Origin of the sequence: Duganella sp. HH101 (genome assembly GCF_001758795.1) — a bacterium.
Classification (GTDB): Bacteria; Pseudomonadota; Gammaproteobacteria; order Burkholderiales; family Burkholderiaceae_D; genus Rugamonas; species Rugamonas rivuli.
The window spans coordinates 1-12,678 of the sequence record NZ_LRON01000004.1 but is presented as its reverse complement, the minus strand read 5'-3'; the positions used below and the strand labels follow the sequence as shown (position 1 = coordinate 12,678).

General features: G+C 66.1%; 11 protein-coding genes and 1 pseudogene. 6 read left to right on the top strand and 6 right to left on the bottom strand.

All coding sequences use genetic code 11. From position 1 onward, the window contains the following. Positions 1-25: 25 nt before the first annotated feature. Both DUGA2_RS07590 and DUGA2_RS07585 read right to left on the bottom strand, forming a co-directional pair. A pseudogene (locus DUGA2_RS07590) lies at positions 26-998 on the bottom strand (Bug family tripartite tricarboxylate transporter substrate binding protein). Positions 999-1,085: 87 nt separating this feature from the next. Further along, the gene (locus DUGA2_RS07585) at positions 1,086-2,153 is read right to left on the bottom strand and encodes a porin (protein WP_070268424.1); all 1,068 of its coding nucleotides are present in this window, start codon (positions 2,151-2,153) and stop codon (positions 1,086-1,088) included. 217 nt (positions 2,154-2,370) lie between these two features. Between DUGA2_RS07585 and DUGA2_RS07580 the strand changes: the two genes are divergently transcribed. The 3 genes from DUGA2_RS07580 (at position 2,371) to DUGA2_RS07570 (ending at position 5,104) form a co-directional block, all read left to right on the top strand. Further along, positions 2,371-3,102 (top strand): response regulator, encoded by a 732-nt coding sequence (locus tag DUGA2_RS07580; protein WP_070268422.1) that lies wholly within the window; start codon positions 2,371-2,373, stop codon positions 3,100-3,102. 23 nt (positions 3,103-3,125) lie between these two features. Beyond that, positions 3,126-4,625 carry a sensor histidine kinase gene (locus DUGA2_RS07575; RefSeq protein ID WP_070269060.1) on the top strand — a complete coding sequence of 500 codons (1,500 nt, stop codon included), beginning with the start codon at positions 3,126-3,128 and terminating at the stop codon, positions 4,623-4,625. A 137-nt stretch (positions 4,626-4,762) separates the two neighbouring features. Next, entirely contained in the window at positions 4,763-5,104 is a 342-nt protein-coding gene (locus DUGA2_RS07570; protein WP_070268419.1) for a ribonuclease E inhibitor RraB, read from the top strand. A gap of 24 nt (positions 5,105-5,128) precedes the next feature. On the opposite strand, the gene DUGA2_RS07565 is transcribed toward DUGA2_RS07570, so the two are convergent. From DUGA2_RS07565 to DUGA2_RS07555, 3 genes are all read right to left on the bottom strand, one after another. Further along, positions 5,129-5,542: a CPBP family glutamic-type intramembrane protease gene (locus tag DUGA2_RS07565; protein ID WP_168167772.1), complete on the bottom strand. Its 414-nt coding sequence runs from the start codon at positions 5,540-5,542 to the stop codon at positions 5,129-5,131. Positions 5,543-5,598: 56 nt separating this feature from the next. Further along, positions 5,599-6,846 carry an alpha/beta fold hydrolase gene (locus DUGA2_RS07560; RefSeq protein WP_229214626.1) on the bottom strand — a complete coding sequence of 416 codons (1,248 nt, stop codon included), beginning with the start codon at positions 6,844-6,846 and terminating at the stop codon, positions 5,599-5,601. Positions 6,847-7,001: 155 nt separating this feature from the next. After that, entirely contained in the window at positions 7,002-7,676 is a 675-nt protein-coding gene (locus DUGA2_RS07555; RefSeq protein WP_070268412.1) for a sigma-70 family RNA polymerase sigma factor, read from the bottom strand. A 145-nt stretch (positions 7,677-7,821) separates the two neighbouring features. Between DUGA2_RS07555 and clpP the strand changes: the two genes are divergently transcribed. After that, complete coding sequence (gene clpP, locus DUGA2_RS07550; RefSeq protein WP_070268410.1) at positions 7,822-8,448, top strand: ATP-dependent Clp endopeptidase proteolytic subunit ClpP; 627 nt, start codon at positions 7,822-7,824, stop codon at positions 8,446-8,448. Here the strand turns inward: clpP and DUGA2_RS07545 are convergent. After that, the gene (locus DUGA2_RS07545; protein WP_070268408.1) at positions 8,445-10,355 is read right to left on the bottom strand and encodes a methyl-accepting chemotaxis protein; all 1,911 of its coding nucleotides are present in this window, start codon (positions 10,353-10,355) and stop codon (positions 8,445-8,447) included. The two genes, clpP and DUGA2_RS07545, sit on opposite strands and share 4 nt — an antisense overlap. 178 nt (positions 10,356-10,533) lie before the next feature. Here DUGA2_RS07545 and DUGA2_RS07540 point away from each other — a divergent pair, with 178 nt between their 5' ends. Together DUGA2_RS07540 and DUGA2_RS07535 are read left to right on the top strand one after the other, a co-directional pair. Next, a complete protein-coding gene (locus tag DUGA2_RS07540) occupies positions 10,534-11,958 on the top strand; it encodes a sensor histidine kinase KdpD (protein WP_070268407.1) in 1,425 nt (474 codons plus the stop codon). Next, positions 11,948-12,541: a hypothetical protein gene (locus tag DUGA2_RS07535; RefSeq protein WP_070268405.1), complete on the top strand. Its 594-nt coding sequence runs from the start codon at positions 11,948-11,950 to the stop codon at positions 12,539-12,541. Before DUGA2_RS07540 ends, DUGA2_RS07535 begins: the two co-directional genes overlap by 11 nt. The last annotated feature ends 137 nt before the right edge of the window (positions 12,542-12,678 follow it).

Sequence of the window (12,678 nt, the reverse complement as noted above, 5' to 3'; positions counted from 1 at the left end):
TCCGTCGTTATTGATATATTGGTGATCAGCGCACCAGACCGAGTTCGGCGGCGCGCCTGCCGTAATCGTCTACGGCCTTTTTTACATATGCTGCCAGCGCATCGCCGGTCAGTCCGAATGGGAACAGGCCCGACGCCGCGCGCATCTGCGCAAACTGGGGACTGGCCAGCACGCGGTCGAAGTTCGACACCCAGTGCTGGTAATCCGCATCCGACACCTGTGGCCCCATCCATACGCCGCGGATGATGGGCCACACCACATCGATGCCCTGCTCGCGCGCCGTCGGCACATTCGCCAACACGCCCGGCAGGCGGTGCTCGGCCAGTATCGCCAGCACCCTTGTATTGCCGCCTGCGGCGTACAGCGTCGCCTCGCTGGCGTCGCCGGACACCACCTGCACATAGTTCGCGTGCATCGCGGTGAAGGCCTCGCCGCCGCCCTCCAGCGCCACCGAAACGCAGCACCTTGGGATCGACGCCGGCGGTCTTGACCACCATCGCCATCTTCAGCCAGTCCTGGCTGCCGATGGTGCCTGAAACGCCGATCAGCACTTTTTCCGGATGATCCTTCAGCGCCGCCACCAGCTCGCCCAGCGTCTTGTAGGGCGAATCGGCGCGCACCGCGATCATGCCGTAGTCGGCGCCCAGCGCGGCCACCCAGCGCACATCGGAAGCCTTGGCCTTGCCGAACTTGCCCTGCGCCAGATTGAGCAGCGAGCCGCCCGAAAAAGCCACCAGCGTGTTCGGTTCCGCGCGCCGCTGCGACACCAGCGAATGCCAGGCCACCGCGCCGATACCGCCCGGCAGATAGCTGATGTGCATATCCGACGGCGGCGGCTTCGGCGTGCCGCGCAAGCCCTGCAAACCCTTTTGCGCCAGCTTGCAAGTGAGGTCCATTGCGCCGCCCGGCTTGGACGGTACGATGCACTCCAGGCTTGCCGCCTGCGCTGCCGCGCACAAAAGGAGCGCGGCAATCAAAGCCAGCAAAACTTTAGTCATCTTGTTAGGTATCTTAGAACGGTGAAGCTTTCAAAGCGCTTTCAGAACGCGGCATTTTTTGCAAAATGCCGCGTTCCATTCTTCGGCTTAGAAGCGGTGCTGCATGCCGACGGTGACGCCGCGCTGGGTGTCGCCGTAGCCGGCATCGTCACGCGACAGGCCGGTCAGCTGGCCATTCTTGGCCTTGGCATAGGCAGCCGACACATGCAGGTCGGTGCGTTTGGACAGAGCGTAGCGATAGCGCGCCACGTACATGGTTGGATCGGCGTCCTTGCCGGAGGCGACGTTCTTGACGTTGACGTGGTAGATCGCGCCGGTCAGCGTGGTCACGTCGTTGGTCTTGTAGGCGATGCCGGCCCAGGTGGTGGTGGCCTTGACGTCAGGAGTGAGCGCCTTGCCGGCCACCAGTTTGTAGTCGCGCATCACGCCCCACAGTTTCACCGGACCGTTTTCATAGTTCGCGCCCAGGTGCCAGACGGTGTTCTTGTCGCGGTTGCCGGTGGCTGGAACGGTGTTGCCGTTGTTGCGCTCCCAGGTCGCCATCAGGTTGACAGCGCCGATCTTGTAGACACCGGACATGCCGACCTTGGCGCTGTCCTGCGCGCCGGTGGTCTGTTCGCCGGCGCCGTAGTTGGCGCTGAACTTGAAGTCGCCGGCGGTGCCGGTGTACTTGATGATGTTGTCGTACTGGGTGGTGAAGCCGTATTTGCTAGGACCGGTGGCCGGGCCCGAGGTCGCCCACGAGTAGTAAGGCGCGAAGCCCATCGGGTCGAAGGAGATCACGGTGTCGTACACGCTGGTGAAGGAACGGCCGATGATCACGCGGCCGAAGGCGCCTTCCAGGCCGACGTTGGCCTGGCGCTTGAACAGCGGGCCGTCCGCGGCGCCGGTGTCCATCAGGATGCCGCCTTCCAGGTTGAACACGGCTTTCAAGCCGCCGCCCAGGTCTTCGGTGCCGCGCAAGCCCCAGCGCGACGTGTTCATGCCGCCCGAGATTACGCTGGTCATGCTGCCGCCGGTTGGCGTTTTCTTGTTGGCGGTTTCCACGCCAACGTCCAGCAAACCGTAGACCTGCACGTTCGATTGGGCGTGTGCGGCGCCGCCGGCGGCTGCCGCCAATGCCATGATAGCGAGGGTCAACGAGGTTTTCTTCATGTAGGTCTCCAGAGGATATAGTTATTGGTGATGCCTGATTTCGCAATCAGGATGTCACTATAGGAGTCACTTCCTTTCAATTACCTTTCACGGCTGCTTCGGCATGGCGTCCTGTCGCCCATGCACCACAAATCAGGTAAGGGCTTCCCTTTTGGGGCGGCTGAGACCATGATTCTGGCCTTACACTGAACTTATTTCATATTGTTGGCAAGAATTTATGCGCATTCTGTTAGTTGAAGACCACACCGAGCTATCACATTGGCTGTCCAAAGCCCTGCGCGACGCCAATCTGACGGTGGAATGCGCCGACAACGGCGCCGACGCCGACGCCCTGCTGCACACCCAGGACTACGCGCTGCTCATCCTCGACCTGACCTTGCCGCGCATGGACGGCCTGGAAGTGCTCAAGCGCCTGCGGGCACGCGGCGGCCCGCGCGGCCAGACTCCCGTGCTGATACTGACTGCGCGCGGCGGCCTGGAAGACCGCGTGCAGGGCCTGAACCTGGGCGCCGACGATTACCTGGCCAAGCCTTTCGAACTGGCCGAGCTGGAGGCGCGCGTCAAGGCCCTGCTGCGCCGCAGCGTGGGCAACGAGGCGCTGGTGCACAGCTGCGGCGCGCTCAGTTTCGACACCGTCACCCGCATGTTCACCTACGCCGGCACCGCGCTGGCGCTGACGCCGCGCGAGCACGCGGTGCTGGAGACGCTGATCACGCGCTCCGGCCGCGCAGTCTCCAAGGAGAAGCTGTTCGACGAAGTGTTCGCGCTGGCGGACGACGCCAACCTCGATGCGATCGAGCTGTATATCCACCGCGTGCGCAAGAAGCTCGACATCGCCGCGCCGGACGCCGCCGTCATCACGACACTGCGCGGCATCGGCTACCTGCTGCAACCGCGGCCTGCGGCCGCGCCCGCCCCTGCGCCGGCCGGCGGCGCCAAGGGCGACTGACGTTGAGCGGGGCGCCGCGCCGCATGCCGCTGCTGGGCCGACTGGCGCGCCGCTTCGGACCGGGCGCCCTGCCGGGCGCCCCACCGCTCGGCAGCCTGCGCGGCCAGCTGCTGCGCTGGCTGCTGGGGCCTTTGCTGGTGCTGGTGGCGCTCAACACCATCTCGGTCTACCGCAACGCGCTGGACGCGGCCGATGTCGCCTACGACCGCTCGCTGCTGGCCTCCACGCGGGCGCTGGCGGAGCGCGTGTCCATCGTCGACGGCAAGGTGGTGGCGGACGTGCCCTACGTGGCGCTGGACAGCTTCGAGACCGATACGCTGGGCCGCATCTACTACAAAGTCACCGGCATCAAGGGCGAGACCGTTTCCGGCTACGCCGACCTGCCGCCGGTGCCGGCCAATGTGCCGCGCTCGGAGGCCTATCCGGCGCTGGTGCGCTTCTATCACGCCAACTACAACGGCCAGCCGGTGCGCATCGCCGCGCTGCTGCAGCCGGTGTACGACGATTCGATGCGCGGCATCGCGCTGATCCAGGTCGGCGAGACGCTGGAGGCGCGGCGCGGCCTGTCGAACCAGATCCTGTTCGATACGCTGGCATGGCAGGCCTTGCTGCTGCTGGCGGTGGCGCTGCTGGTGTGGTTCGCCGTGCGGCTGGTGCTGCAACCGTTGATGCGCCTGAAGATCGCGGTGGAGACGCGCAAGCTGAACGACTCCTCCGATGTCGATCCGACGCTGGTGCACAAGGAAGTGCGGCCGCTGGTGGCGGCGATGAACAGCTCGCGCTCGCGGCTGCAGATTTTAATCAGCAGCCAGCGCCGCTTCATCGCCGACGCCTCGCACCAGCTGCGCACGCCGCTGACGGTGCTCAAGACCCAGGCCGAACTGGCGCTGCGCGAATGCGACCGGCCGAACGCCGATCCGCAGGCCATGCGGGCGGCGCTGCGCGAGATCGTGCACAGCATCGCCGCCACCACCGATTCCACCGTCAACCTGGCCAACCGCCTGCTGACATTGGCGCGCATCGAACACGGCGGCGACGCCGACGGCGCGGCGGCCCAGTCGGAGCCGGCGTCGCTGCGCGACATTGCGCGCCAGGTGGGGCTGGAGATGGCGATGGCGGCGGTGGCCAAGCAGATCGACCTGTCGCTGGAGGCGGACAGCGAGTGCGTGGTGCGGGGCCAGGCCTTGCTGCTGCATGAACTGATCGCCAACCTGGTGGACAACGCGCTGCGCTACACGCCGCAGGGCGGCACGGTGACGCTGCGGGTGCGGCCCGGCACAGGCACGGGCGGCGTGATGTTGGAAGTGGAAGACAGCGGCCACGGCATCGCCGCCGCCGAGCGCGAACGGGTCTTCGCGCCCTTCTATCGCGCCGCCGCGACGCTGGAGCGTAATCCCGGCGGCGCAGGACTGGGGCTGGCCATCGTGCGCGACATCGCCACCCTGCACGGCGCCAGCATCGCGCTGGACGAAGCGGCCGGCGGCCAGGGCCTGAAAGTCACCGTCACCTTCCCTCCCGCCTGACCTCCCCACCGCCGCTGCGGTAAAATACGGCCTACAACGTAATTTGTCGATCCGCGACCGGATCGACACCCTGGAACTACTGGGCCACATCGAAAGAGCGGGCGTGTCGTTCTATCACCGCAAGAAGGATTAAGTACATGATCACCAAAGAAGACATGGTCGAGCTGTTTGCCGACATGAAGAAGAACGCGCCGTGGGATATTTCGAAGCCGCTGTTGTGGGGCTATTTCTTCGCCGACCCGACCAAGAGCAAACTGGAAGGCGTCTCGGCCAAACTGAAGGCCCAGGGCTATCAGATCGTCGGCATCTACGACTCCAAGCCGGAAGCCAGCGTACCAGCGCTGTGGTGGCTGCACGTTGAAAAAGTCGAGCACCACACCGCCGATACGCTGCACGTCCGCAACCAGGAACTCTACCAGTTCGCCGAAGAGCACCAGCTCGAATCCTACGACGGCATGGACGTCGGCCCAGCCGTCTGATCCCCCGCGCCGCAGCGAAGTCCGTTATAAACTCGGAAAGTAAGAAGCTGCCACGAGTACGAGGGCGTTATGCGTCAAGTGGGCGATGGCCGTCGTCCAGTAACCGGCGGCCAATCCGCATCTGCGGTAGCGCAGGTAAATAAACGTGAATATCGCCCCGGAGAACAGCGCCAAGACGCCGTGCGCGGCGCCGCCGTTCAAGTAATGCCCCATTGCCCATAGCGCAGAACCTATCGCTATGCAAAACCCGGGCGGCACGGAAAATCGCCTGAGCACTTCCTGCGGCAGCAACTGCCCCACAAAGGTTTCAAACAGCGGCGCCCAGACCAGTGCCGCCATGATTTGCATGGCCAGGCTGGCATTGAGAGCGCCGCCTCCAGCGTTGGCGCCCCATAGCGCCAAGGGGACGAAAACCTTGAGGACAAACAGAACCAGCATGGCGCACGCAAACGAGACGCAGCCCCAGATTACGCCGCCAGCCATCCTGCCCAGGCTCACTGGGCCAACGCCTTCTCCGCTTTCGCCAGGTTGCCCCGGTAGCCTTCCATCGCCTGCGGGCTTTTGCCGCCGGCCGCGCCCAGCGCGATCGCCTGCTGGAACTGCGCCTTGGCCTGCAAGGGCTGCTTCAATTCGAGCAGCAGTTCGCCATAGCTGTCATGCGCGTTGGCCGACGTCGGGAAGGTATCGGCGTTGAACTTCATGACCAGCGCCGCGACCTGCGGTTGCTTGCGCTTGCCCAGCATCGTATATCCCAGGCCGTTGATCTCGTTCTCGCCATAGCCGCTCTCCTTCAGCGCGCTCGCCACCAACAGTCCGGCCTCGCCGTCGCGCTTCGATTGCAGCAGCGCGCCGGCGCGATCCAGGGTGCCCAGCAGCTTTTCCTGCGCCAGCTTGCGCACGCGGCGCTGCTCCTTTTCCGTCGCGCTGGCGATCACCTGCTGAATGGCGCCGGCCACCAGCGCCGGTTCCTCCAGGTGGATATTGTGTCCGCTGTTGGCGGTTACGACATGGCTGCCGCTGGAGAACTGCGTGAACAGCTGCTCATGCAGCGAACGCCACACCGCCACCGCAGGCACCGTGTGCATGAAGAACTCCGGCTGCTCGCGCACCATCGTCGATGTCAGCACCACGGCCGGCACGTCGGGCAGCTTCGGCGCGGGCAGCAGGCTGGCGGCGGCAAAGGCCTCGTCCACCAGCTTGCTCTCCGCCTTCAGCGGTGCCGGCGTCAGCGTATCGAGATACTTCTGGTCTTGCGCCACCTTGGCGGCGTTGATCTTTTTCAGCTCGGTGTCGAAGCGCTCCATGCTGGCGTCGACAAACACCATGCCTGCCACCTGTTCCGGATGGCGCTGGGCGAACAGGCGGATCAGGTAGCCGCCATACGAATGGCCGACCAGGATGAACGGCGGCGCAAGGTGCGCGGCTTCGATCACCTGTTCGAATTCGGCGGCACTGCGCTGCGGCGTGCGCGCTTCGGGACGCGCATCGGATTTGCCGATGCCGGCACGCGAGTAGACGAACACCTTGGCCGACTTGGCGATCTCCGGCGCCACCCGCCGCCAGACCGACAGGTCGCTGGCGAAGCCCGATTCGAAAATCACGGTGTACGGGCCGCTGCCCGCGCTAACCGCATCGACGTGGTAGGCGCCGATGTTGACACCCTCCGGCTGATCGCCGGTCGCGGCGCCCGCCGTTGGCGCCCAGGCGAAAGCGCACAGCAGCGCAGCGGCAGCATATTTCATGGAAAACGGCTTCTTCAATCGACGCTCCGAGTGAGTTGGTTAATTTACAAGCTTACCTCAACTCGGTGCACAATGGAAAGCCCTCTTCCCTACCTGCACAAGAAACCCCGCGCCCCTGGATCCGCGGCTGCAAGCCGTCTTTCTGCTCAGGTAGTCTAAGCCGCCAGCATCAGCGCGTATGACGCATCGTTGGCGCATGTCTGCACGCGGCGCGGGGCCAGCACCGACACCGGCTGCTCGTCGCCGAGCAGCATGATCATCGACGGCACGTCCAGGCCGTTGATCGCGGCCTGGAAGCGGCGCAGCAGTTCGCGGCACAGTTTTTCGCCCGGCGGCGCCTCGTCCTCGCGCAAGCGCCTGCGGGCCCGCGCAAGATGCTGGCGGGCGCTCGCCGTCTTGATGCCGAGCCTGGCCGCAATCTCGGCATGTTCGCATTCGAATACATCGTGCAGCACCACCGCCAGCCGCTCGGACGGCGACAGGCAGGCCAGCAAACGGGCCAGCGCCTCGCCCAGTTCGGCGCGCCGCAGCAAGCCCTCTTCGGGCGTCTCGGCCGCCGCACCGGCCGCCAGCTCCATGGCCGCGTGCGCCGTCGCGGCATCCCGCGCGCGCTTGCGCAGCCGGTCGATCGATTGATGCTGTACGACGGTGGTCAGCCAGGCGGCCGGCGTCGCCAGCGCGCGCTGCTCGGCGAGCCGCCATTTGAGAAAACAATCCTGCACGATGTCCTCGGCTTCCGCCTCGCTGCCGACGATGCGGCAGCTGATCGCCTTCAGGCGCGGACGCAGCCGCTCGAACATGGCGCCATCGGTGTCGGCAATGCTGAACATGGGGAATCTCCTTGTATGGGGCTGGTGCCACTTGACGCCCGGCAGGGCCCAAGTGTGACACGCCGGCGATATATTTTTTTTATTGTCACACGGCGCCGGCCGGCAAACGTCAAGCGATACCCAACTCTATCGCAAAAGGACCATCATGACTTCGCATACTCCGCTGGCGCTCGGCCTGGTACCCACCGTCATCGAACACACGGCACGCGGCGAGCGCGCGTTCGACATCTATTCACGCCTGCTGAAGGAGCGCGTGATCTTCCTGGTGGGAGAAGTAACCGAGCAATCGGCCAACCTGATCGTCGCGCAACTGCTGTTCCTGGAATCGGACGATCCCGGCAAGGATATTTCGCTGTACATCAATTCGCCGGGCGGCTCGGTGTACGCCGGTATGGCGGTGTACGACACGATGCAGTTCATCAAGCCGGACGTGTCGACGCTGTGCACGGGCTTCGCCGCCAGCATGGGTTCCTTCCTGCTGGCGGCGGGCGCCATCGGCAAGCGCTACGCCTTGCCCAACGCCCGCATCATGATGCACCAGCCGCACGGCGGATCGCAGGGCGTGGCGTCCGACATCGAGATCCAGGCGCGCGAAGTGCTGTACCAGCGCCACCGCCTCAACACCATCTACGCCGAACGCACCGGCCAGTCGCTGGCGCGGATCGAAAAGGATTCAGACCGCGACCACTACATGTCGGCCCAGCAGGGCGCCGAATACGGCCTGATCGACCGCGTGCTGACGTCCCGCGACCAGGCCTGGAACGCTACCTAGCGCAGCGCCAGCCGCGATGACGCGGCGCGCGGCGCCTCTTCCAGCTTGAACACGCTGACCACTTCCGCCAGGTTGGCGGCCTGATCCTGCAAGGAGCCCGCCGCCGCCGCTGCCTCCTCCACCAGCGCGGCGTTCTGCTGCGTGGTGCTGTCGATTTCCGTCACCGCCAGGTTGACCTGGGCGATGCCTTCGCTCTGCTCGTGGCTGGCGGCGACGATCTCGCCCATGATGCTGGTCACTTGCTCCACCGACGAGACGATCTTGCTCATCGTGACGCCGGCCTCGTCCACCAGCACGCTGCCCGCATCGACCTTCACCACCGAATCGCTGATCAGTTCCTTGATTTCCTTGGCCGCGCTGGCCGAGCGCTGCGCCAGGTTGCGCACCTCGGACGCCACCACCGCGAAGCCACGCCCCTGCTCGCCGGCGCGCGCCGCTTCCACCGCCGCGTTCAAGGCCAGGATATTGGTCTGGAAGGCGATGCCGTCGATGACGGCGATGATGTCGACGATCTTGCGCGAACTATCCTTGATCGACACCATGGTCTGCACCACGCGGCCCACCACCTCGCCGCCCTCGGTCGCATAGCCGGACGCCGACTGCACCAGCTGGTTGGCGTGCTTGGCGCTTTCCGCGTTCTGCGTCACGGTCGCGGTCAGCTCTTCCATCGCCGAGGCCGTCTCCTCCAGGCTGGAGGCCTGCGCCTCGGTCCGCGACGACAGATCCAGGTTGCCGCTGGCGATCTCGCTCGATGCCGTGGCGATGGTTTCCGTACTGTCGCGCACCTTGCGTATCGTCGCGTTCAGCGATGATACGAAACGGTTGAAGCCATCGGCCAGCGCGCCCACCTCGTCCTCGCTCTCGACCGGCATGCGGCGGCTCAAGTCGCCATTGCCGTCGGCGATCTCGCCCAGCATCTGCGCGGCGCGCGCCACCGGCGCGGCGATCGCGCGGCTGACCAGGAACACCACGAACAGGCCGATGCCGCCGCCCACCAGGCCGCCCACCAGCGCCGAGATCGTCACCGAGCGCGTCACCGCGCCCAGCACTTCGGACTCCGGCACTTCGGCGATCACATACATGTTCAACTCCGGCACGAAGGACGAGGCCACCAGGCGCTTGCCGCCCGGCGCCGAATAACTGGCGCTGGCGTAGGTCTGGCCGCCCAGCAGCTTGGTGCTGAGCTCGGCATTGAAGCCCGGCAGATCCTTCATGAAGTGCTGGCCGTCCGCCAGCGCGGTCTCGCGGTGCACGATCAGCATGCCGTTCGGCCGCACCAGGTAGACGAAGCCGGACTCGCCGACCTTGTAGCTGCGGATGTTCTCGGCCAGCTTGTTGACCGACAGCCCCAGGCTGGCGACGCCGATCTTGCCGTCGCCGGTATCGAAGCGGGTGTTGATGAAGACGTTGTAGGTGGTCGCGCCCGGCTCCTTGTCCAGGTTCAGCGAATACGGCTTGCCGCTGGCCAGGAAGCCGTAGAACCACTGGTCGGCCGCCGCGCCCTTGTCCAGCGTGCGGTTATAGCCCTTGTCGTCGAAATACTTGCCGGTGCTGCCGGAGACCCACGAGACGGCGGCCGCCTTCATGGTCTTGCGGATGTTGGCCGAATAGGCGATCCAGGCCGGCACGCCGCTGTCCGGCAAGCCCGCCTTTTCCCAGTCCAGCAGGAAGGTATTGCCGCTGACCGACATGGTGGCCGCCAGCGGTTCGCCGATCTGGCGCAGGATGTCGTTGCGGATCTCGCCCACCTCGGCCGGCAGCTCCTGGTTGACCACCCGCTCGCGGATGCTGTTGCCCGTCATGACCACGCTCAGCGTGGCAGAGATCGCCAGGAACAGCAGCAGGCAGGCCGCCATGCTGAGCATCAGTTTTTGCTGGATCGACAAACGCCGCAGAAGACTAGCCATGACACTCCCCAAAGGTTAAATCGGCACAACTACATTTGTAAATCAGCGTAATCGAATAGTGTTGCCATGCGCAACATAATATTCCGCTTCCGTGCCGAACAACAACGCAACCAATCGAACAGGCCGTAAGGCCGCTTTCACCTTATCATTCAGACCATATAGAGACTAATTAACGACGATGCTAACGAAACTTTCGTTTCGCCAGCTGCTGCTGGGCGTCTTCCTGCTGATCGCCGTGCTGCTGAGCGCGGCCTCGCTGCACGCGTTGTGGACACTGGACCGGCTCGCCGCCCACAGCCGCGACAGCGGACGCCACGCCCTGGCACTGACCGAAAACACCCAACAACTTGCCGAGCGCAGCGTCGCGATGGCGCGCAGCGCGCGCCAGTTCCTGGTGCTGGACGATCCCGCCTTCCGCACGCGCTACGCCGACGCCTGGCGCGAGGCGCGCGCGGCGCTGGACGCGGTGGCCGCCGCCCTGCCCTACACGCCGCCCGCCACCTTCGACCGTTGGCGCCGTGCCGGCGAGCAGGCCTGGGCCATCCTGCAGGCGCCCGCCCGGCCGCGTTCCAGCGCGCGCCAGCAGGCGCTGGAAAAAGTGCTGGCGCCGCTGCCGTCGGTGAACGCCGAGCTGGCCGACGAGGTCAAGCTGGAAGTGGAGCGCCGCAACAGCGTGCTGTTGAGCGAGCTGGACCAGCGTCGCGGCGTGCTCAAGGGGCAAGTGATGGCGTCCATCGTGCTGGCGGCGCTGCTGGCGGGCGGCTTCGGGCTGTGGCTGTCGCGTCCGCTGGCGCAGATCGAGTCCGCCATCGACCGCCTGGGCGAGAACCGCTACGACCAGCCCATCGCCGTGCGCGGCCCCAGCGACTTGCAGCGCGTGGGCCAGCAGCTGAACTGGCTGCGCCAGCGGCTGTCGGACCTGGAGGCGGACAAGGCGCGCTTCCTGCGCCACATCTCGCACGAGCTGAAAACGCCGCTGGCGGCGCTGCGCGAAGGCGTGGCCTTGCTGGAGGACGGCGTGGCCGGCGCGCTGTCGCCCAACCAGCGCGAGATCGCCGGCATCCTCAACCAGAACACGGCGGCGCTGCAATCGCAGATCGAAGCGCTGCTGCGCTACAACGCGGCCACCTTCGACGCCCACCATCTGCAGCGCGAACCGACCGACATGGCGGCGCTGGTGACGCAAACCGTCGCCACCCAGCGCCTGCAATGGCAGGCCGCCGGGCTGAGCGTCGCCATCGAGGGCACGGCCGCGCCGATCGCCGTCGACGCCGAGAAGCTGGCGGTCGCGGTCGGCAACCTGTTGTCGAACGCGGTGCGCTTCAGTCCGCACGGCGGACAGGTGGCCTTCCATCTCGCCGAGGCCGGCGGCAAGCTGCGCATCGACTGCCTCGACCAGGGGCCGGGCGTGGCGCCGGACGACGCGGCCCGCATCTTCGAACCGTTTTACCAGGGCGCGCGCCAGCCGCCCGGTGCGCGCCGGGGCAACGGCATCGGCCTGTCCATCGTGTACGAATACGTCGCCGCCCATGGCGGCGCCCTGCAACTGCTGTCCTCCGAACGAGGCGCGCATTTCCGAATCGAATTGCCTTATGACCTGTGATTTCACTCCCCATGCCGGGCGCCGCTGGCTGCTGCTGATGCTCAGCCTGTCGCTGGCCGCCTGCACGCTGACCACGCCCCGCCCCACGCTGCCCACGCCGGCCGAGGTGACGCTGCCGCCGCCACCGGTCATCGTCGAACTGCCGCCGCCACCGCCGCCGGACGAGGTCGGGCCGCTGCTCAGCTATCACCTGCAACTGCGCAAGATGACGCAGGGCGATATGCTGAAAGAGTTGAGCGGCCTGGGCCTGCAACAGCGCAGCCCGCGCGTGGCGATCCAGATGGGCATGGTGCTGATGCTGACGCGCGGCAGCGGCGACCTGGCGCGCGCCCAGGCGCTGCTCGACAGCGTGGCCACCGCCACCGAGACCGAGGCGCAGCCGTTCAAGGCGCTGGCGCAACTATTGTCCAGCAATTGTGCCGAGACGCGGCGGCTGGCCGAGCATGCCGACAAGCTGGCCTTGCAGCAAAAGGACAGCCAGCGCCGCATCGACCAGCTCAACGAGATGCTGGAAGGCTTGAAGACCATCGAGCGCACGCTGCCGGCCCGTCCGGCGGTCGGGCCGCAGGCGGTGATCAAATGAGCGCCCGCGCCGATGACATGGCGACCGGCGCCGATCCGGCGGCGGGCGGCCAGCGGCGCGAGCCGGGCTCGCTGACCCGCGAGCGCGACAGCGGCGCCCCGCGCAGCGCCGACGCCGGCCGGGGCGCCCACCTGCTG